The following is a 20,942-nucleotide window of genomic DNA, read 5'->3' as shown; positions in this document are numbered from 1 at the left end:
AGGTGTCGCTGTCGTCGTCATCCGGTCAACGTCCGGTCGGCGGTATAGATTCCCGCTCCGGGTCGTGCGTCGCCCGTCGTGCCGCCCCTTGTTGTACCCACCAGTGCCCGTTTTGTCACATCTGGCAGCAGATGTCACCCAACGTCCACGCTTCTTGAGCGCGCAGTAACGGTCCGCCTGGCAGGCCAAAGGCGTACACTACCGGCCCTTTGCTTCAACGTCTAAATTCGTTCGGAATTCGTTCGTGGATACGGGCGGGGCGCACTCGCGGACCCACTCTCAGATCCGCTCCGGTACAGGATTGCCTGCCGCCTCCACCGCGCGCCGCACCGGCACTCGCGCCAGCAGCACGAATCCCAGTGCGAAGAAGACCACCAGCGAGATGATCGCGTCCCGGTAGCTGCCCGTGAGCTGGTAGGTGAGGCCGAACACCAGCGGCCCCACCCAGCTCAGACCGCGGTCGCTCATCTCGTACGCCGAGAAGTACTCGGCCTCCTTGCCCGCCGGCACCAGATGCGAGAACAGCGAACGCGACAGCGCCTGGCTGCCTCCCAGTACCAGCCCGATCATCGCGGCGAGCGCGAAGAACCAGACCGGGGTCCGGGCCGGCAGGAAGTAGCCGGCCGCGAGCGTTACCGCCCATGCCGCCAGCGAACCCAGGATCGTCCGCTTGGCTCCGTAGATCCGCGCGAGGCGGCCCATGCCCAGGGCGCCGGCCACCGCCAGGATCTGCACCAGGAGCACCGCCCCGATCAGAGTGCCCTGCTCGAGCTGGAGCTCCTCCTTGCCGTAGATGGAGGCCTGGGAGATGACGGTCTGCACGCCGTCGTTGTAGATCAGGTACGCGAGGAGGAACGACAGGGTCAGCGGGTAGCGCCGCATGTCCTTGAGGGTCGCGATGAGCTGCTTCCAGCCGCTGACGGGCGGGGCCGCTCCCGGATCCCGGACCACGGCCCGGTCCCGCAGCCGGCGCAGCGGGATCAGCGCGAAGGCGCCCCACCACAGGCCCGCCGAGGCCAGGCAGATCCGGACCGCTTCGCCCTTCGTGAGGCCGAAGGAGTCATGGCCCATGAAGAGGACCAGGTTCACCACCAGCATCACGGAGCCCGCGGTGTAGCCGAACGCCCAGCCCCGCGAGGAGACGGTGTCGCGCTCCTCGGGGGTGGAGATCTGCGGCAGGTAGGCGTTGTAGAGCACCATCGAGACCGACAGCGAGGCGTTCGCCACGACGAGCAGCAGACCGCCCAGCAGGTAGCGCTCCCCGCCCAGGAAGAACATTCCGGTCGTCGCCGCGGCTCCGGTGTACGCGGCCGCCGCCAGCATCGGCTTCTTGCGCCCCGTCCGGTCGGCGACGGCGCCCACGATCGGCATCATCAGCACGGCCAGGATCACCGAGGCCGAGACCGAGTAGGCGAAGAAGGCCCCGGCGCGCACCGGGATGCCCAGCGGGTAGACGAAGCCCTCGGGGTCCGCCGCGGCCTTGGCCAGCTCCGTCAGGTAGGGCCCGAGGAAGACGGTCAGGACGCTCGCCGAGTAGACGGAGACGGCGAAGTCGTAGAAGTACCAGCCCCGCTGCTCGCGCTTGCGCTCGGCGGTCGCCACGGATTCGGCCGTCGCGCCCGCAGTGCCCTTCCCCGCGGCCGTCGTTCTGCCGTCCTCCGCCCCGGGTTCCGCTTCCTCGGTCCTGCTGCTGTCTTCCGCACTCATGCGGTGTCCCCCTCGCTGGTACCTCGCCGCAGCGGCCGCCCGGTCCGCGCGGGGGTCAAGGGCGAGTCAGGCCCAGGCCCCGCGTTGATCCAGCACCGTGCGCAAGATGTCGATCCGGTCGGTCATGATGCCATCGACACCCAGGTCGAGGAGAGCCTCCATACGTTCCGGTTCGTTCACGGTCCAGACGTGTACCTGGAGTCCCCGCTCGTGTGCGGTGCGTACGAACCGGCGGTCGACCACACGGATGCCCGCCTGGGTCTCCGGAACCTGCGCCGCCACCGCGCCCACGCGCAGCGCCGCGGGAATCGCGTACGAGCGCAGCCGCAGGCCGACCACCCCGCGCACCCCGTAGGAGGTCGCCAGCCGGGGGCCGGCGATCCTCTGGGCGCGGGCCACCCGGCTCTCCGAGAAGGACCCCACGCAGACCCGGTCCCAGAGCCCGGCCCGCGCGATCAGGTTGACCAGCGGGTGCAGCGCCGACTCGGCCTTGATGTCGATGTTCCAGCGGGCGTCCGGGAACTCCTCGAGCAGCTCCTCGAAGAGCGGCAGCGGCTCGGTGCCCGCCACGCGCGCCTCGCGGACCTGCTTCCAGGGCAGCTCGGCGATCCGGCCGCGGCCGTCGGTGACCCGGTCCAGCGTGGAGTCGTGGAAGGCGACCAGTTTCCCGTCGGCCGTGGCGTGGACATCGGTCTCGAAGTACCGGTAGCCCGCCTCGGCGGCCCTGCGGAAGGCGGCGGCGGTGTTCTCGAGCCCGTCCGCGGCACCGCCCCGGTGCGCGAAGGGGATCGGAGCCGGGTGGTCCAGATACGGATGGCGAAGGCGTGCGTGCGTCACGGCGGCAGTATGCCTCCTGTCACCCGTGGGAAGGGTGCGGCCGGACGGCTGCCCGGTGAACGTGCCACCGCGCAGGTGCCGCAGCCCGCACAGCCGGGCGTCCGGACAGCCCTGCCCCTGGCCCGAGTGGCCCCCGGCGTGACAGGCTGTGGGCGCAGAAGCAATCCAATACCGGCGGAGCATGCGCTCGGGCGGGGCCAATTCGATGAAGGTGGACCGGACAGCATGGCCGAATGGACCTCAGCGGTCGGTGCCGCACAGCTCGCCCGCCTGATCACCTCCCAGCAGGAGCGGCCCGGCGTCCCCGGGGCGCGCAAGCTCCCCGCCTACCGGACCCTCGCCGACGGCATCCGCCTCCTGGTCCTGGAGGGCCGCGTCCCGGTCGCCGCCCGGCTGCCCGCCGAGCGGGAACTGGCCGTCGCCCTGTCGTTCAGCCGCACCACCGTCGCCGCGGCGTACGAGGCCCTGCGCGGCGAGGGGTTCCTGGAGTCCCGCCGCGGCTCCGGCAGCTGGACCTCCGTACCGGCCGGCAATCCGCTGCCCGCCCGCGGCCTGGAGCCGCTGCCGCCCGAGTCGCTCGGTTCGATGATCGACCTCGGCTGCGCCGCCCTGCCGGCCCCCGAGCCCTGGCTCACCAAGGCCGTCCAGGGCGCCCTGGAGGAGCTGCCCCCGTACGCGCACACCCACGGGGACTACCCGGCGGGCCTCCCCGCGCTGCGCCGGATGCTCGCGGACCGCTACACCGAGCAGGGCATTCCGACCATGCCCGAGCAGATCATGGTCACCACGGGCGCGATGGGCGCCATCGACGCGATCTGCAGCCTCTTCGCCGGTCGCGGTGAGCGGATCGCGGTCGAGTCCCCCTCCTACGCCAACATCCTCCAGCTGATGCGCGCCGCCGGCGTCCGGCTCGTCCCCGTGGCGATGGCCGACGGGCTCAGCGGCTGGGACATGGACGTCTGGCGGCAGGTGCTGCGCGATTCGGCCCCCCGTCTCGCCTACGTGGTCGCCGACTTCCACAACCCGACCGGGGCACTGGCCTCCGAGGACCAGCGACGCGCCATGGTCGAGGCCGCCCGGTCGGCGGGCACCGTCCTGGTCGCCGACGAGACCATGCTGGAGCTCCAGCTGGACCCGGACCTGGAGATGCCCCGCCCGGTGTGCTCCTTCGACCCGGCGGGCAGCACGGTCATCACCGTGGGCTCCGCCAGCAAGGCCTTCTGGGCGGGCATGCGGATCGGCTGGGTCCGCGCGGCCCCCGACGTGATCCGCAGTCTGGTCGCCGCCCGCGCCTACGCCGACCTGGGCACCCCGGTGCTGGAACAGCTCGCGGTGAACTGGCTGATGCGGACCGGGGGCTGGCAGGAGGCCGTCGGGATCCGCCGCGAGCAGGCCCGGGAGAACCGCGACGCGCTGGTCACGGCGGTGCGCCGGGAGCTGCCGGACTGGGAGTTCGAGGTCCCCCGGGGCGGGCTGACCTTGTGGGCCCGCGCGGGCGGGCTCTCCGGCTCGCGGCTGGCCGAGGTGGGGGAGCGGGTCGGCGTACGGGTCCCCTCGGGGCCGCGGTTCGGCGTGGACGGGGCCTTCGAGGGCTACGTCCGGCTGCCGTTCACGGTGGGCGGGCCGGTGGCCGACGAGGCCGCCTCCCGGCTGGCGGCGGCGGCCCTCCTGGTCGGCACCGGGGCGGGCGGCAGCGGCGCGGAGCCGCCGCGCACCTTCGTGGCGTAGCCGGCGCCGTGGCCCTCGCCGGGCAGTGCGGGTCCGACCGGATCCGAAAGAGACGGCCTACGGGGCCTCCGCCGCGACCCCCGGCTGCGGGTCGAGGGCCTGCGCCTGCAGCGACGTGGCCGAGGCGACGCGGTCCGGGCCCTGCTGCCGTTCCGGCAGCAGTTCCAGCACGGCCTGGCGGTACGCCGGGTGCGTGGCCTCGTCGTACGGGTCCGGCGTGGCGGGCACCTGCAAGCGGTGCACGGGCCCGGTGCCGAGCCGGGCGTACCCGCGGCCCGGCGGTACCTGGGCCGTCGGGGTGGTGTGCGGCGGCAGCCCCAGTACGTCCGCGACCTGCTGGACGGCGGCGGGCCCGAGCACGACGCGGGCGCGGGTGTGCTGCCAGACGGCGTCGTGCAGCAGTTCCAGGTGCCCGAACTGCTCGGCCACCACCACCGTGACGTGGGCTGGCCGGCCGTGCCGCAGGGGCACCTGCAGCTGGGCCAGCAGGTCGGGGCCGCCCTCGGCGACGGCGAGGTGGGCCAGCACGCTCGGCTGGTCCAGCAGGATCCACAGGGGCCGCCGGGTGTCCTCGGGCGCGGGCCGTCCGACCTCCCGGGCCCGGTGGGTGGCGATGAGCCGCCGTTCGGTCTCCTGCGCAGCCCATTCCAGGGTGGCCTGCGCCCCGGTCGGTCCGCATTCGACGGCGAGGACGCCGGACCGGCCGGACAGACAGGAGTACTCGCCGCTGCCGCCGCCGTCGACGATCAGTACGTCGCCCCCCTGCCGCAGGGCCTGCAGGGCGACGGAGCGCATCAGGGTCGAGGTGCCGCTGCCGGGCTGGCCGACGGCGAGCAGGTGGGGCTCGGTGGAGCGGGGCCCGGTGCGCCAGATCACCGGCGGTACGTCCCGGGGCTCGTCGCCCTCCAGGACGGGCAGGGTGCGCTGCACGCCGCCCGCGTCGGTGAAGCCGAGCACGGTCTCGCCGGGGGAGGTGACGAACGGCTGGGCGGCGATGCACGTCGGCAGCGCCGCCAGCACCCTCAGGTCGAGCTGGTTGCCCTCCTCGTCCCAGTCGAAGAGATACTCCCGTCCGCGCCCGGACTTGGCGTGCAGCAGTGTTTCGATCCGGGCCCGTGAGGTGGCCTCGCCGTCGGTGAAGTAGGCCGGGTAGCGGATGTGGAGCCGGGTGATGCGGCCCGCCTCGTCGAACTCGTAGCCGCTGAAGGCCTTGTCCCAGTCCCCGCCGTGGGCGAAGAGCGGATTCGGGTCCTCCGGAATGGAGAAGTACGGCACGAGGGCTTCGTAGAGGGAACCGAGCCGTTCGGTCTCGGCATCGCTGGGTCCGGTCTTCGCCGGGGTGCGGTCGCGGCCGTGCCAGGCCGCCGCCGCCATGAGGGTGATCAGGGCGAGCAGCGGACCGTAGGGGACGAGCGCGACCACGAGGACGCAGGCGGCTCCCAGGAACAGCGCGGGACCACGCTTGTCCTTGGGGGTCTCGGACCACCGGCGCCGTCCGGACGCGGCCAGGATGCGCAGGCCGCGTCCGATGACGAGGAGCGGATGGAGGACGTCCGTGGCGCTGTCGGCAGCCGTGCGAGCGAGGTCGCGGCCCCGGGTCAGCGACGCGGTGCCGCTGCTGAGGATGCGGGGAAGTGGGCGCCGGGCCACGGGCGTCTCCTGGAGTTGTGGGTGTGACGTTGTTCCGGGTGCTGCTGGTGTCTCTGCGTGATGGCCGGGCTAGAGCTTGATCCCGCCGAGCAGGCTCGCGAGGCTCGCCGTGCTCGCCGTGATGCTCGGGGCGATGGCGGAGCCGGCGAGGAAGAAGCCGAAGAGCGCGCAGACGAACGCGTGCGTCAGCTTCATCCCGTCCTTCTTGAAGAACAGGAAGCAGATGATGCCGAGCAGGACCACGCCTGAGATGGACAGGACCATGAGGTTTTCTCCTGGTTGGTGGGGACAGTCACCATCAGTTCTTCCAGGCTCACAGCAAGTATCAATGCGACAAAAGGTGCATACGGGTGAATTCAGGGGTTTTTCACTTGACCGGCTCAGCCCGGCTGGCGCGCCCGGCACGCAACGGCTCGAGGGTGATCATTGCCTCGGCCCGACCCGGACATGTGCAGGCCAGGGCGCTACTCTGGCGATTCACCCGTACGGACGCAGCGCCGTGCACCCCCCCTGCCCACGCGGCCCGCGACCGGGGTCTTCGACGTCGCAACGGGCGGGCGGACCATGTCAGCAACGAGTGAAAGGCGGTACGAAACGATGAGCGAGCACGCCGCAGAGGGCTCCGGCTCCCAGGACGTCCCCGACGAGGACGTCATCGAGCTGGCCACCAAGATCTTCGACCTCGCCCGCCAGGGTGACACCGGGGCGCTCGCCGCCTACCTCGACGCCGGGGTCCCGGCGAACCTCACCAACGACCGCGGCGACACCCTCGTCATGCTCGCCGCCTACCACGGCCACGCCGACGCCGTGTCGGCCCTGCTGGCCCGCGGCGCCGAGGCCGATCGCGCCAATGACCGCGGCCAGACCCCGCTCGCCGGCGCCGTCTTCAAGGGCGAGGAGGCCGTCATCCGCGCCCTGCTCGCCGGAGGGGCCGATCCGAATGCCGGAACCCCCTCCGCCGTGGACACTGCGCGCATGTTCGCCAAGGCCGACCTGCTGGAACTTTTCGGAGCCAAGTAGTCCGGTTTTGCCGGGGATCTGGCCCGGCCCGGGCGCATCCCGACCTCACAGGTTGGTCACGGCGGCCATAAATGTGGTCGCGGCGCACAAACCGGCTGGGTCATCATGGCGTCGGATTCGATTCGCGAGCACGGGGGACGGGCAGAAGCGGGCAGGACACGAAGGGTGTGCCGGCCCGGCCCGGCCTCCATGGTCACGAAGCACCGACGAGAGTGAGAAGGCAATGGTCTACATCAAGCGGAACATGACGGCGGACGTCCTCACATGCTGTTACGCGGCCCTGTGAATCCCGATTCCCGGTTGCGTCCCCAGCTTGATTTGAGGCCATTCCCATGTTCGAACCAGTCATAGCGCCGAGCGGTACCCTGCTCGGGCTCCTTCAGCGGGGCCGTGGCGACGGCACGCTGCACGCACTCGCGGCACCGAGGGCCCAGGCCCTCGAGGCCCTCAACCAGTGCGTGCTCCGCGATCCGCGCCAGGACTGGCAGGTCGAGAACCGCTCCCTGTACTACGCCCGGCTGTACCTGGACCTCGCCGGTCCGCTGGGCGAGATCGAGGCCCACCTCTTCGGCGCCGACGACCTCGTCGACGAGGAGGACCACCGCACGGGCCTCGCCCTGTCCGTCCTGGGCCACCTGGCCTCGTACGGCCGCGACGACGCGCTCATGCTGCTGCGCCGTTACGCGGCCACCGGGGCGAACTGGGCCTGGGCACTCGACGAGCTCGCCCTGCGCGACGACGACCACGGACTGCGGTCCCTGGCCGCGCCCGTCCTCGCCCGCTTCCCCGCCACGGCGGAGGGCGAGGCGCGGCTGGCCGCCGCCGTCCGCGATGCCTACGAGCCCCGCCCGTGGTGCCTGTGGGAGGAGACCCCCCAGTACGGCGAGCGCCTGCGCGCCGCCCGTCAGCAGGGCTCCTTCGACCGCTGGCAGCGACAGATGACCCCGAGCGGGCCCCGTCCCGGCTGGGGCGTCCAGGCCGTCTTCGACTGGGCCGCCGACGGCCTGCGCCGCGGCACGCCGCTGCACGTCCCCGCAGCCCGCTGCCTGGCCGCCGTGGCCCAGCCCGAGGACCGCTCCGCGATCCTCGCGGCCGCCGCCGGCGCCGACGGCGAGGCCGCCCGGGCCACCGCCCTGCACCACCTGGTCCTCGCCGAGCCGGGCAACCCGGCCGTCCTGGACCTCATCGAGGCCGCCGCCGACGAGCCCGCCGTGGCCGCCTACGAGCGCATGTGCGGCCCCGAGGCCGTCGAACGGGCCCGACGCTGGATCCACCGACCCGACGCCCTGGGAGAGGCCGCCGCGGCCGTCCTGGCCGCCCGCGGCGGAGCCGAGGACGCGGCCCTGGTCCTGGGAGCCCTGCGCTCCACGGTCCGCGGCGCCGGCCCGGACAACCCGCGCCTGTTCGCCCTGGTGGACGGAGCCGGCCGGCTCGCCGTCGGCTGCGCGGCCCCCGTGCTGCGCCACATCTACCGCGAGACGGCCTCCTCCCACCTGCGCGGCCGGGCCGCACGGGCCCTCGCCAGCACCGACCCCACCTTCGCAGCGGGCTTCGCCGTCGAATGCCTGTGGGACTGCGAGGAGACCACCCGCGAGGTGGCCGCCCGCCATGCCGAAACGGCCGACGCCCGCGTGGCGCCCCGGCTGCGCCGCCTGGCCGCCGATCCGGCGGAGGAGGAGGACGTCCAGTCGGCCGTCCGCAGCCGCATCACCCCGGAATCGGCCGTGTAGGACCCCGGGGGCGACGATCCCCGGACCCGGCTGATCCCGCTCCCGCCCGCGCGCGGACGCGCGTCCGCCCCGGCCCTGAGGGGCCGGGGCGGACGAGGCCGGTCCTACCGCGACGACGACGTGCCGGCGGGCGGTGCGGCGGGAATGCCCTGACGCTCCTTGAGCTTGGCCTGCAGATCCGCCTCCAACCTGGCCCGTTCCTCGTCGCTCGGGGAGAAGTCGATCTCGCAGGGCGTGACCTTCGACGTCTCCTTCACGCCGTACCCGACCCTGGCGCCGGGGCTCGACGGCCTGGCCGGCTTCGAGAACACGAGCGTGTACCCCGGAGGAACCGTCTTCGAGTTGATCTTCAAGGTGGAGCCCATCCGTTCCCGGGACAGCTCGGCCTCGCGGTCGGCCTGCGGCCCTCGGTAGCCGCCACCCACATGCGTGCACTCCGACGCGGGCTTCTTCTCGGTCACCGCGACGCTGACCCCCTGCTCCTGGAGGCTCCGCACCACCTCGGACAGTTCGTCGGGCTTGGGCGCGGGGATCTCGATGGTCCTGCCAGGGTCCTTCGGGGGCTCCGAGCGCGCCTTCAGCGCTTCGTCCAGACCCTCGTAGTAGTCGATCGAGCAGGACGGGACCTTGGAGGACTCGATCACGCCGACGCCGATCCCCTGATCACCCAGCGGGTGGTAGTCCGCCCACGTGAACGTGAGCGTGTAGCCCGGCGGGACCGTCTTCGCGTTGACCTTGAGGTCGAAGTCGTCATCACCGTGCTGCATGACCTCGGCCTCGGGGCCCGCCTGTGGACCGCGGTAACCGCCGCCGGGCTCGGAACACTGGGACGGGGGCCGCTTCGGGACCAGGGAGACCTGGACCCCCAGCTTCTTCAGCCGGTCCACCAGGGCCGGGATCTGATCGTGCTCGGGCAGCTTGAACCGGAGCGATCCGTCCGGATCCTTCTTGATCTCGGGTGCGGAACTCGGCGCCTCGGCGGGCAGCGAGCCGTTGCGGGTGCTGCCGGGCAGCGCCATGACGGCGACCACACATGCCGTCGCGACGCCCACCGCGAGGGGGATGCCGAACCGCCGGGCGAAGGACCGGGCGGGGGCCGCCGGCGGGACATCCGGGAGGCGGGCCAGGAGCGCGGCCTTCAGCCGGTCCTCGAAGCCGCTGGGCCGGGTGCTCATCGGGCTGCCTCCAACTGGGGTTCGGCGACGGGGTCCGGGCCGCGCAGCGCGCGCCGGGCCCGGTGCAGGCGGACGCGGACCGTCGCCTGGGTGACGCCGAGGGCCTGCGCGGCCTCGGCCGGGGTGAGCTGGTCGATCACGACCAGGTCGAGCGCGGCGCGCAGTGGCTCGGAGAGGGCCGCGTGGCGCTCTGTCAGGTCGCGGAAGGCCCGCTCGGCGTCGATGCGTTCCTCCAGCGCGGCGACGTCCTGCTCGTCGAGGAGGCGGCGCCCGCTCAGCCGGGCCAGTGCTCCGCTCTCGCGGGCCAGCCCCCGGGCGTGCCCCGACAGGATGTTGCGGGCGATGCCGAACAGCCAGGCGACCGGGGCTCCCCTGTGGCCCCGGTAGGTCCCGGCCGATCCCATCGCCGCGAGAAAGATGTCCGCCGTCAGGTCGGCCGCCAGGTGCGGGTCGGCGACCCGGCGGGTGACGAAGCCGAGGACGGCGTCGATGTGCTCCTCGTAGAAGGCCGCGAACCCCTCGGGCGTGGTGAGATCCGGCGGTCCGGTCTCGTGTCGTGGGCTGCGCACCCGGTTCCTCCCCTGCCTCGGGGACCCGGCCGGCCCCCTCACCCGGTACTTGGCCGCAGCCCCCGAAAACGTTTCATCGAGCCCGCACGAACCTGACAGGGATGCCCGGCCGGGCCTGCGCCGCCGCGTCCAGGGCCGGGCCCGGCGGGACCACGCCCACCACCGGGTAGCCGCCCGTCACCGGGTGGTCGGCCAGGAACACCACCGGGAGCCCGTCCGGCGGCACCTGGACCGCGCCCAGCACCATGCCCTCGCTCGGCAGCTCCCCCTGCCGGGCGCGGACCAGCGCGGAACCGGCCTCCGTACGCAGGCCGATGCGGTTGGACCGCGCCGACACCCGGAACTCCGCACGCCACAGCCCGGCCAGGGAGGCCCCGGTGAACCAGTCCGCCCGGGGGCCGAGGCGGAGCGGGAGCAGCAGCTCCGAAGGCGCCCCGGGCAGACTGCAGGCGTCCGCTCCCGGGGCCGGATCCGGGCCCGCCGGGCCCACCGGCAGCAGCATCCCGGCCGACAGCACCTCCGGGCCCAGTCCCGACAGCAGGTCCGTCGAGCGACTGCCCAGGACCGGCGGAACGGCCAGGCCTCCCCGCACCGCGACGTAGCTCCGCAGGCCCGACTCCGCCCGGCCGACCTCCAGCTCCGCCCCGGCCGGGAGCCGGACCGGCGCTCCCCAGGCCACCGGGCGCCCGGAGATCCGTACCGGACAGGGTGCGCCCGTCACCGCCACGGTCGTCGCAACGAGGGCCCGGAGGGCGACCCCGTCCAGGGTCGTCTCCAGCGCAGCCGCGTCCGGGGCGTTCCCGAGCAGCCGGTTGGCCAGCGCGTACGCCGCCGTGTCGAGGGCTCCCGAGCGGGGCACCCCCAGGTGCGCCCGGCCCGGGCGGCCCCGGTCCTGGACCGTGGTCAGCGCCCCCGGCCGCACCACCAGCAGCCCCGGCAGCCCCTCAGCCACGGCCGTCCCCCTCCGCGAACCGGACCCGGACCCCAGGCGCGAAGAGCGCCGCCGGTTCCCGCAGCGGGTCCCAGAGCACCACGTCCGTCGAGCCGATCAGCTGCCAGCCACCGGGGGAGGCGCGCGGATACACCCCCGCGTACTCCCCGGCGAGCGCCAGCGCGCCCGCAGGGACGGCCGTACGGGGCGTGTCCCGCCGCGGGACGTGGAAACGCTCCGCCAGGCCGGTCAGGTAGCCGAAGCCCGGCGCGAAGCCGCAGAAGGCCACCCGGAAGACGGTCGCGCCGACGATCCCCGGGACCTCCCGCGGGGCGACCCCCCACAGCCGGGCCACCTCCGCCAGGTCCGGGCCGTCGTACCGCACCGGGACGGTGACCAGCGGTCCCTCCGTCTCCGCGAGCGGCGGCACCTCCCACCGCGCGATCCGGGCCCCGAGCGCGGCCGGGTCCCGTACGCCGTCCAGCAGTACGGTCCGTGCGGCCGGTACGAGGTCCCGTACGGGACCCAGCTCGCCCGCGTCCCGGCGGCGCAGCAGCTCCGCGTGGAGCGCGGCGACCTCCTGCGCCGAGTCCAGCTCGATCAGCAGCGCCTCACCGCCCACCACCAGCGGCCTCACGCGAACGCCTCCACCCGGACCCCGGCCGCGCCCAGCGCCTCGCGGACCCGGCGGGCGAGTCCGGCCGCCCCCGGGGTGTCCCCGTGCAGGCACAGGGAGCGCGCGGCCACGCGCACCGCGGACCCGTCGGCAGCCGTCACCGCCCGCTCAGCGGCCATCCGCACGGCCCGCTCCACCACCGCGTCCGGGTCGTGCAGCACGGCGCCCGGCTCGCCACGCGGGACCAGCGTCCCGGCAGGCGTGTAGGCACGGTCGGCGAAGGCCTCCGGTACGGGGGCCAGCCCGGCCTCCTCGGCGGCGGCGAGCAGCAGTGACCCGGGCAGACCGAGCACCGGCAGGCCGCCGGTGGCGCCGGACCCGGCCGCCAGCCGGACGCCCGCGACCACGGCGGCGGCCTGGCCGGCGTCGTGCACGGTGCGGTTGTAGAGCGCGCCGTGCGGTTTCACGTAGGACACCCGGGAGCCGGCCGCCCGCGCGAACACCTCCAGCGCCCCGATCTGGTAGGCCACCTCGTCGGCGAGTTCGCCGGGCGGCACGTCCATGGAGCGCCGCCCGAAGCCGGCCAGATCGCGGTAGGACACCTGCGCGCCGATCCGTACGCCCCGCTCCGCGGCCAGCTCGCAGACCCGGCGCATGATGGACGGATCGCCGGCGTGGAAGCCGCAGGCCACGTTGGCGCTCGTGACGACGGAGAGCAGGGCCTCGTCGTCGGTGAGCGTCCAGCGCCCGAAGCCCTCGCCGAGGTCGGCGTTGAGGTCGATCACGGGATCGGATGCGATCATGGAATCCATGCGCCGAGCGTAGAGCAGCGGGGCGGTACGGCCCCGGGACGATCCGGCCGAACCATGCCGTTTGGGATGTTGTCAGCAACAGGACCTAGTCTTTGTGCGTGACTCTCCCTGCCCCGGCGAAGACCCTTCCGTCCCCGGCGCCGGGCCCGGCCGCCGACGAGGGCCTGGCCCGGCGGCTGCGCGCCCTCGCCTGCACCGCCCCGCTGCACGACCTCGACGTCCGCAAGGCCAATCTGGCCGGCGAGTACGGGGTCTACGCGATGGCGGAGGTCGCGCTCGCCGCGATCGACCTGGTCACACTCAACATGGACTTCGACACGGGCGCCGACCACGAGCAGATAGTGGCCAGGCTGCTGCCGCGCGTCGCGGCCCAGGCCCCGTCCCGCCCGGCGGCCGAGCACGAGCGGGTCGCCCGCTGGGTGCTGGAGAACCTGATCAACGTCGGCAGCGTGGACCGCGGTTTCCGCGCGATCTACGGCACCTTCGGCCCCGACGGCGTCTACGTCCGCCGGGACTACGACTTCAAGCTGATCGAAGAGGTCCTCGGCCACGGCGGTGTGGTCTACCTGCGCACCACGGACGAGGCCGTCAACGTGCTGGTCGGCGCCCTCGACACCGACGTCACCAGCGCCCAGATCGCCGCCGAGGTCAAGCTGGAGGTGCTGATCAGCCGCGGGCGGCTGGCCGACGCCCAGCTCGCCGCCGAGCAGGCCCGCTACCGGACCGTCCAGTACGCCGAGACCCTGCGCCGGACGCTGGACGCGACCCGCCGCAACGTCCGGGCGGTGGACTGGCTCCAGGCCGTGCCCGACATGATCGCCGAGGCCCTGGACCACGTCGCCGACCGCTACCGCCACGAGAACGCGATCCTGACCAACATCCGCAAGGCGCGCGACGAGGCGGAGGAGCCGGAGAACAAGCGCCGCGCGGCCGAACTCGTCGACATCGTCAAGGACTGCATCCGCCGGCACACCCAGCTCCAGTCCCGGCTGCTGGACGCCGGACCGCTGTTCCGTGCCGAACAGGACCGACAGGCGTTCGCGGCCCCCGCGCCCCGCTCCGGCATCGACCTGTACGGGCAGCTCGTCGCCCCGCTCCTGCCGCTTCCCCTGGAGCAGGCGGGCCGGGTCACCGCCGCCTTCTTCGCCTCCGGCGCGGGGCTGCGCACGCCCGTCTCGGTACGCGTGGCGGACCTGGTCGAGATCCTGCTCACGCCGCCCGTGGAGCGCGAGCACCTGGGCGCGGAGATGCCCGAGCCGGACCTCATCGCCACCCCGGACGACAGCCGCTTCAGCGAGGAGCAGCTCGCCGCCGCGAAGGAGCTCCTGGACCTCCCGCACGACGCCCCGCGCAGGCTGTCCGGGCTGCTGGCGGAGGCCCGCCGCAGCGATCCGGACCTGCCGTACCTGGTGGCCCTGCTGGCCGTCCACGCGGCGAGCCCGGCCGTCGGCACGGCCTACCGGCAGGGCGAGGAGCGGCTGCTCTTCGCGGTGGACGACGGCACGCAGCTCGACGACCCCGAGTTCGGAGGCGCCGACCTCATCGTCGGCACCGCGCTCCTGGACGCCGCCGGCATGGCCGCCGACCGCGCGGAGGCGGTGTGAGCGCCGCCGCATCTTCAGCCCCGCCGGCGTTTGAGCAAGGGGCACCTCCCGGCGGTAGCCGGGGGAGGGTCCGGGCGGAGCCCGGTGCCCGGCGGAGCCGGGTTTCCTGGGGCGCCGCCCCGGACCCCGCGCCTCAAACGCCGGCGAGGCCTGAATGCCCGGCGCCACGCAGTGGACCCCGTACCGCCCGAACGACCCGCACCGCCGAGGAGACGTACTCGTGAGCGACCACCACGCCGAGCACCCCGCGTGGAGCGAGCCCGACGCGCCGTCGGCTCCCGCCGTGCCCGCCACCCCCGGGGCCGTCACCCCCGCAGACGCCGCCGACGCGGCCCGGCTCGTCGCGTTCGGGCTGCAGCCCAAGCTGCTCCCCGCCCGGGACGCCGAATACGCGGAACTGCTGCGCCGCTACCGCGAGGACCCCGCCTTCGGGCGCCTCGCCGACGCCGTCGCCACCGGCCTCGGCCTCGTCGTGCTGGAGGTGTCCCCCCGGGCCGGCATGGCCGTGGCCGCCGGCGAGGACTCCGTCTTCGCCGTCCGCATGGGCGACTACGCCCGCCGCACCGCCGCCGACTCCGCCGACCGCTTCCTGCACGGCCTCGCGCACCTCGCCGTGGCCGCCCTCGCCTTCCCGCGCCCCGAGGACCTCGCCGACGACGGCTACATCGGCCGCATCACCGTCAACGGCGTCGACGCCTTCGTCCGGCAGACCTGCCGCCGCCTGGAGGAGCGCGCCGAGGAGCTCGGCGAGAACACCGACCCCGCCTCCGACGCCCCCGGCCTGGAGGCCGCCTGGCGCGTCTACGCCCGCCGCAGCGCGACCGGCGCCACCAAGGACGCCCGCCGCCTCGCGGGCTCCACCACCGGCATCGTCGGCAAGGCGGCCGCCTTCCTCACCGAGTCCGGCTTCCTCCAGCGCACCGGGGACGAGGCCGGCGGCACCTACCGCACCACCCCCCGCTACCAGCTCCAGGTCCGCGACATGGCGGGCAGCGCGGCGATGGCCGAGCTCCTGGAGCTCGGCGTGGTCGCCGTCACCGACGGCTCCGCCACCCTGCTGCCGCCGCCCGAGGGCGACGACCTGGACCTGGCCGCCGACGCCGGGCTCCCGTTCCACTCCTGAGCACCGCGCCCAGAGCCCGGTCCCCGTACCCCCTGCCTCACCCAGACACCCCACGAGAGTCCGCCGCCATGTACGAGCTGTCCCGGATCCGCCTCTACTCCATCGGGCCCGCCGGTGCGCGCTACGCCGACACCGTGCTCGACCTGCGCGGAGTCGGCGAACCGGTGCCCCACCCGGCGCCGGCCCAGGCGGAGTTCTTCGAGGACGAGCCCACCGGACCGCCGCGCCGCCCCGCGCCCGCCGGCGTGCTCTTCCTGGAGAACGGCGGCGGCAAGTCCGTCCTCCTCAAGCTGATCTTCTCGGTGATGCTCCCGGGCCACCGCAACACCCTCGGCGGCGCCAGCTCCGGCGTCCTGCGCAAGTTCCTGCTCGCAGACGACTGCGGACACGTCGCCCTCGAGTGGCAGCACACCCAGACCGGCGAGTGCGTGGTCGTCGGCAAGGTCAGCGAATGGCGCGGCCGCCAGGTCTCTGGCGACCCCCGCAAATTCGCCGAGGCCTGGTACTCCTTCCGCCCCGGACCGGGCCTGAGCCTCGACAGCCTGCCCGTCGCCGAGGCCACCTCCGTACGCCCGCCCGTCGAGGGCGTCTCCGGGGCCCAGGGCCGCCGCCGCACGATGAAGGGCTTCCGCGACGCCCTCACCGAGGCCGGCAAGGCGTACCCGCACCTCGAGGTGTACTTCGAGGAGATCCACGACCGCTGGAACGAGCACCTAACCGAACTGGGCCTCGACCCCGAACTCTTCCGCTACCAGCGCGAGATGAACGCCGACGAGGGTGAGGCGGCCGGCCTCTTCGCGGTCAAGAAGGACTCCGACTTCACCGACCTCCTGCTGCGCGCCGTCACCGACACCCGCGACACGGACGGCCTCGCCGACCTCGTCCACGGCTTCGGCAACAAGCTCGGCCGCCGCGCCGAGCTGATGGCCGAACGGGACTTCACCGCCGGCTCGGTGGACCTGCTCACCCGCATCGTCGAGGCCGCCCAGGCCCGCTCCCGGCTGCGCGACGTCCACGCCGGCGCGGAACGCCGTACGCGCACCCTCGCCCGGAGGCTGTCCGCCCGGGCGGCCGAGGAGCGCGGCCGGGCCGCCGAACTCGCCCAGCAGGTCACCGGCGCCGCCCACCAGGTCACCGCGGCCGAGTCCGCCCGCACCCGCAGCGCCGCCGTCTCCGCCGAACTCGCCTACCGGCACGCCTCGCTGGCCCTGACCGTCGCCGACAAGGCCGCCGCCGCCCAGCGCCGCGAACTCCTCGAAGCCCGCACGCTGCACTCCGCCTGGCAGGCCGCCGAGAACGTACTGCGCCACCGCGCCGCCGCCGACCGCTCCTCCCGGGTCGCCGCCGCGATCCTGGAGGCCGAGCGGGACGCCGCCCCGGCGCTGGCCGCCCGCGCCACGGCGGCCGGCGAGCTCGTCCGGGCCCTGCACACCGCCGCCGAGCACGGCGAGAGCCTCGCCAACGAGGAGGAGGAGCGGTCCGCCGTCCTCCAGGCCACCGGCGAGGCCGCCCACCGCGATGCCACCGCCGCCGCCACGGCCGCCCAGCGGGCCCGCAGCGAGGCCGAGCACCTGCGCTCGCGGCTCGCCGAGGTCCAGCAGGAGACCGCCGAGGCCGTCCGCGCCGGCTGGCTCGACGACACCGCCCCCGACGCCGACCCGGCCCGCGCGGCCCTCGCCGCCACCGACGCAGAGAAGACCGCGGTGGCCGCCTGGGACGAATCCCGGGAAGCCGCCCGGGCCGCCGCCGAGGCCGCCCGCGAGGCCGCCGCAGCGGAATCCCGCGCCGAGCTCACCGCCGCCCGCGCGGCGGACGCCGCCGACGCGGCCGAGGCCGCCCACGACGCGGAACACCGGGCCGCGGCCTCCCTCGCCACCGCCCCGCGCCTGGCGGAGCTGCTGGGCCTCCCGTCGGTCCCCGACGCCTTCCTCCCGCACCCGCGCGCGGGTGCGCAGGCCGACGCCGCCGTCGGAGCCGCCGCCTCCGGCGCGGCCGGGCGCCCTGCCGCCGCCGGCGCCACGGCCCCCGGCCACACCGGGACCGCCCAGGGCGAGGGCCTGACCGTCGCCGACCTCGACCGGAACGCCGACGACCTGCACACCCTGCTCACGGACGGGGTCGCCGCGGCCGAGCGCCAGCTCTTCGAGCTGCGCACCGCCGCCGCCGACGACGCCCGCATCCTCGGCGCGCTCGGCGACGGCGGCCTTCTGCCGCCCGGCCCCGACGTCCTCGCCACCGTCGAGTACCTCGGCGAGCACGGCATTCCCGCCCTCCCCGGCTGGCGCTACCTCGCCCAGTCCGTGGACCCCGCCGACCACGCCGCCGTGCTCGCCGCCCGCCCCGAACTCGTCGACGGCGTCGTCATCACCGACCCCGACACCCACGGCCGGGCCCGCGAGGTCCTGTCCGGCGCCGCCCTGCTGCCCCGCTCCACCGTCGCCGTCGGTACGGCGGCCGCCCTGCTGGCCCCGCTGCCGGCCGACGCCGACTCCGACTCCGGGGTCTTCCTCGTACCGCCGAACCCGGCCATGCACGACGAGCACGCCGCCGACGAGGAGCGCCAGGCGCTGCGCGCCCGCGCCGGCGCCCGCGACACCGAGATCCGCGACCTCGCCGCCCGCCTCGCCGGTGACCGTGAACTCGCCGCCCGCCTCGCCTCCTGGCGCAACGGCTGCCCGCCCGGCCGCCTCACCGAACTCGCGGAAGCGGCCGTCGCCGCCCGGATGTTCGCCGAGGAGACCGACGCCGAGCTCGCGGAGGCCCGTACCGTACGCGCCGAGGCCGACGAGGCCGCCGCCGACGCGGCCCGTGTCCGCGAGGAGCGCCAGGACACCGCCCAGCGGGCCCGCCGCGCCGCCGACGCCCTCGCCGGGCTCGCCTTCCGGCTCCGCGAGCGTGCCGGCTGGCAGGCCAGGCTCCGTGAACTCGCCGACGACGCGGCCGAGTCCGAGGCCCGCGCCGAGGTGTGCCTGGACCGGGCCCGCGCCGCCGACGAGGACCGCCGCGCCGCCCAGCGGGCCGCCGACGACGCCCGTCGCACCGCCCGCGCCCTGCGCGCCGAACGCGCCGAGATCGCCGGCGCCCCCGACCCGCTGCCCGAGGGCTCCGGCGAGGGCTCCCGTGCGCCACTGCCCGACCTGCGCGAGGCCTACCGGGCCGCCTCCCAGCTCTACGAGAAGGTCGGCGTCGGCGCCGACCTGCGAGCCGAACAGGCCCGCGCCGAGAGCGACGAGAGCGCCGCCCTGGCCGAACTCGACCGCCTCACCAACAAGGTCCGCACCCGGGCCGCCCAGCTTCTCGAAGGCACCGACGGCGCCGACGGCCCCTCCCGCCAGGCCGCGGCCGCCCGCGCCGAGGCCCTCGTACAGATGCTGGAGACCCGCGCGTCCACCGCCAGCGAGCAGCTCGGCCGACTGCGCGGCGAGGCCGAACGGCACGCCCCCGCCGAGGGGGAGGCGCACACCGAACTCCCCGAGGAGCTCGTCCCCGAGGGCGTCGAGCAGGCCCAGGCCCTGCTGCGCACGGCCACCGCCCAGCTCGCGGCCCACAGTGCGGCCGTGGAGAGCGCCCGGGCCGCCCACGCGGACCTGCTGCGCGCCCACCGCACCGCCGAGGACGGCGCCGGCGGCTTCGACGAGACCGCGGCGCTCCTGCGCGACCTGCTGCGCGACCACACCCACCAGGACGACGAGCAGGAGCCGGTGCCCCACCAGGGCACCCTGGAGGAGGCCCGCCAGTCGGCCACCGAGGCCCGCCGCTCCCTGCGCGGCTGCTCGGCCGACCTCTCGGCCGCCGAGTCCGCGGTGCGCGAGGCGAGCGACATCCTGGTCCGGCACGCCAACGCGACCCGCTACGAGCAGGTACGCACCCCCGCGCGCCAGCAGATCCGCGAACTGCCCGCCTCCGCCCTCCCCGAGCACGCGGCGGCCTGGGCGGCGGCCTTCGCGCCCCGGCTGCGCGTCCTCACCGACGAACTGGCGCAGCTGGAGCGCAACCGCGACAGCATCGTCGACCGCCTGCGCGGCCTCGTCGAATCGGCCCTGGCCACGCTCCGCTCGGCGCAGCGCCTCTCGCAGCTCCCGGAGGGGCTCGGAGAATGGTCGGGCCAGGAGTTCCTGCGGATCCGCTTCGAGGAGCCCGACCAGGCCACGCTCACGGAGCGGCTCGGCGAGGTCATCGACGAGGCGACGCGCGCGGCCGTGAAGAAGAACAGCAGCGCCTCCTTCGGCGAGGGCCGCCGGGACGGCATGTCCCTGCTGCTGCGGGGTGTCCAGGCGGCCCTGGAGCCCAAGGGCATCTCGGTGGAGATCCTCAAGCCGGACGCGGTGCTGCGGGCCGAGCGGGTGCCGGTGGGGCAGATGGGCGACGTCTTCTCCGGCGGGCAGCTGCTGACCGCCGCGATCGCGCTGTACTGCACGATGGCGGCGCTGCGCAGCAACGACCGCGGCCGCGACAAGCACCGGCACGCGGGCACGCTGTTCCTCGACAACCCGATCGGCCGCGCGAACGCCACGTACCTGCTGGAGCTCCAGCGGGCCGTCTCCGACGCGCTCGGCGTCCAGCTGCTGTACACGACCGGCCTGTTCGACACCACGGCGCTCGCCGAGTTCCCGCTGGTGATCCGTCTGCGCAACGACGCGGACCTGCGGGCGGGTCTGAAGTACATCAGCGTCGAGGAACACCTGCGTCCGGGTCTGCCGCAGCAGTCCCCGGAGGCGGAGACCATCCACGGCGAGATCACGGCGACCCGCATGTTCCGCCGCAGCGGCGTTTCCTGAGGCACACCCGCACGCATCCGCACGTCCCGGCCGTCCCGGCCGGCCCGGCCGGGACGCACGAGGACACCACCCCGCGCGAGGCCCGGGCACGCCGGCCCGCGCGCCGGCGCTGGGCACGCCACCCCGCGAGCGGCCCCGGGCACGCCGGCGCGCGGATCAGCGCCCTGAGGCCGCCAGAGGGCCGTCCTCGCGGGGTATTCGGCCCTTGGCGGGCTCCCGCGCCACCCTGGCGGCCCGGCGGGCCTCACGACGGCGCCTGCGCGCCGTACTGCTCGGCTCCGACAGGACCCCGTACCGCTGGTTCCACGTCTGCCGGGTGATCCACACGTCCAGCACGCCCCAGGTGGCCACGATGGTCCCCGCGATCGCGCCGAACGCCATCGGGAGGGCCAGCCAGGACCCGGCCAGGGTCAGGAAGAACGTGATCGTGGCCTGCGTCAGCGTCACGGACACGATCAGCACCGCCCGTACCGCCGAGGTCCGCACCGGATCCGGCATCCGCCGCCGCCGGGCCGGCTCCTCGACCCACAGTCCCCGCCCTGCCGTGCCGGTGCTCGCGCCCGCGCGCCCGCCCTCGTCCCTGCTCATGGTCCGCTCACTCCCCACCGCGCGGTCCGCCATGCCCACTCGCCATGCCCACTTGTCGTACCCACTGGTCGTAC

Annotated in this window: 16 protein-coding genes; 6 read left to right on the top strand and 10 right to left on the bottom strand. The window is 74.6% G+C overall.

Annotation, left to right across the window (positions count from 1 at the left end; genetic code table 11):
- Positions 1-279: 279 nt before the first annotated feature.
- Together OG444_RS07880 and OG444_RS07875 are read right to left on the bottom strand one after the other, a co-directional pair.
- Positions 280-1,707 carry an MFS transporter gene (locus OG444_RS07880; protein WP_327261467.1) on the bottom strand — a complete coding sequence of 476 codons (1,428 nt, stop codon included), beginning with the start codon at positions 1,705-1,707 and terminating at the stop codon, positions 280-282.
- Positions 1,708-1,773: 66 nt separating this feature from the next.
- On the bottom strand, positions 1,774-2,544 hold the full coding sequence (locus OG444_RS07875) for a glycerophosphodiester phosphodiesterase family protein (RefSeq protein ID WP_327261465.1): 771 nt from the start codon (positions 2,542-2,544) through the stop codon (positions 1,774-1,776).
- A 225-nt stretch (positions 2,545-2,769) separates the two neighbouring features.
- Here OG444_RS07875 and OG444_RS07870 point away from each other — a divergent pair, with 225 nt between their 5' ends.
- Complete coding sequence (locus tag OG444_RS07870) at positions 2,770-4,272, top strand: SCO1417 family MocR-like transcription factor (RefSeq protein WP_327261464.1); 1,503 nt, start codon at positions 2,770-2,772, stop codon at positions 4,270-4,272.
- A 57-nt stretch (positions 4,273-4,329) separates the two neighbouring features.
- On the opposite strand, the gene OG444_RS07865 is transcribed toward OG444_RS07870, so the two are convergent.
- Both OG444_RS07865 and OG444_RS07860 read right to left on the bottom strand, forming a co-directional pair.
- Complete coding sequence (locus OG444_RS07865) at positions 4,330-5,922, bottom strand: ATP-binding protein (RefSeq protein WP_327261463.1); 1,593 nt, start codon at positions 5,920-5,922, stop codon at positions 4,330-4,332.
- Positions 5,923-5,991: 69 nt separating this feature from the next.
- Positions 5,992-6,186: a hypothetical protein gene (locus tag OG444_RS07860; RefSeq protein WP_007262923.1), complete on the bottom strand. Its 195-nt coding sequence runs from the start codon at positions 6,184-6,186 to the stop codon at positions 5,992-5,994.
- 333 nt (positions 6,187-6,519) lie between these two features.
- Between OG444_RS07860 and OG444_RS07855 the strand changes: the two genes are divergently transcribed.
- Both OG444_RS07855 and OG444_RS07850 read left to right on the top strand, forming a co-directional pair.
- On the top strand, positions 6,520-6,942 hold the full coding sequence (locus tag OG444_RS07855; protein ID WP_327261462.1) for an ankyrin repeat domain-containing protein: 423 nt from the start codon (positions 6,520-6,522) through the stop codon (positions 6,940-6,942).
- 332 nt (positions 6,943-7,274) lie between these two features.
- Complete coding sequence (locus tag OG444_RS07850; RefSeq protein WP_327261461.1) at positions 7,275-8,672, top strand: HEAT repeat domain-containing protein; 1,398 nt, start codon at positions 7,275-7,277, stop codon at positions 8,670-8,672.
- 104 nt (positions 8,673-8,776) lie between these two features.
- On the opposite strand, the gene OG444_RS07845 is transcribed toward OG444_RS07850, so the two are convergent.
- From OG444_RS07845 to OG444_RS07825, 5 genes are all read right to left on the bottom strand, one after another.
- The gene (locus OG444_RS07845) at positions 8,777-9,847 is read right to left on the bottom strand and encodes a hypothetical protein (protein WP_327261460.1); all 1,071 of its coding nucleotides are present in this window, start codon (positions 9,845-9,847) and stop codon (positions 8,777-8,779) included.
- On the bottom strand, positions 9,844-10,416 hold the full coding sequence (locus tag OG444_RS07840) for an RNA polymerase sigma factor (protein WP_327261459.1): 573 nt from the start codon (positions 10,414-10,416) through the stop codon (positions 9,844-9,846). The genes OG444_RS07845 and OG444_RS07840 overlap by 4 nt, the downstream gene beginning before the upstream one ends.
- Positions 10,417-10,489: 73 nt before the next feature.
- Positions 10,490-11,368, bottom strand: a complete 879-nt coding sequence (locus tag OG444_RS07835) for a biotin-dependent carboxyltransferase family protein (RefSeq protein ID WP_327261458.1) — start codon at positions 11,366-11,368, stop codon at positions 10,490-10,492.
- Positions 11,361-11,984 (bottom strand): 5-oxoprolinase subunit B family protein, encoded by a 624-nt coding sequence (locus OG444_RS07830; RefSeq protein ID WP_327261457.1) that lies wholly within the window; start codon positions 11,982-11,984, stop codon positions 11,361-11,363. The genes OG444_RS07835 and OG444_RS07830 overlap by 8 nt, the downstream gene beginning before the upstream one ends.
- Positions 11,981-12,775 carry a LamB/YcsF family protein gene (locus OG444_RS07825; protein WP_327261456.1) on the bottom strand — a complete coding sequence of 265 codons (795 nt, stop codon included), beginning with the start codon at positions 12,773-12,775 and terminating at the stop codon, positions 11,981-11,983. The genes OG444_RS07830 and OG444_RS07825 overlap by 4 nt, the downstream gene beginning before the upstream one ends.
- Positions 12,776-12,873: 98 nt before the next feature.
- Between OG444_RS07825 and OG444_RS07820 the strand changes: the two genes are divergently transcribed.
- From OG444_RS07820 to OG444_RS07810, 3 genes are all read left to right on the top strand, one after another.
- A complete protein-coding gene (locus tag OG444_RS07820) occupies positions 12,874-14,379 on the top strand; it encodes a hypothetical protein (RefSeq protein ID WP_327261455.1) in 1,506 nt (501 codons plus the stop codon).
- Between the two features lie 220 nt (positions 14,380-14,599).
- Positions 14,600-15,502, top strand: a complete 903-nt coding sequence (locus OG444_RS07815; RefSeq protein WP_327261454.1) for a hypothetical protein — start codon at positions 14,600-14,602, stop codon at positions 15,500-15,502.
- A 68-nt stretch (positions 15,503-15,570) separates the two neighbouring features.
- The gene (locus tag OG444_RS07810; protein ID WP_327261453.1) at positions 15,571-20,280 is read left to right on the top strand and encodes a hypothetical protein; all 4,710 of its coding nucleotides are present in this window, start codon (positions 15,571-15,573) and stop codon (positions 20,278-20,280) included.
- Between the two features lie 156 nt (positions 20,281-20,436).
- Here the strand turns inward: OG444_RS07810 and OG444_RS07805 are convergent, their stop codons facing one another.
- Positions 20,437-20,868, bottom strand: a complete 432-nt coding sequence (locus OG444_RS07805) for a hypothetical protein (RefSeq protein WP_327261452.1) — start codon at positions 20,866-20,868, stop codon at positions 20,437-20,439.
- Positions 20,869-20,942 lie beyond the last annotated feature (74 nt).

It is taken from the genome of Streptomyces sp. NBC_01232 (genome assembly GCF_035989885.1).
Lineage (GTDB): Bacteria > Actinomycetota > Actinomycetes > Streptomycetales > Streptomycetaceae > Streptomyces.
Note: the sequence above shows the minus strand (reverse complement) of the source record. Positions and strands in the feature narration are given on the sequence as shown.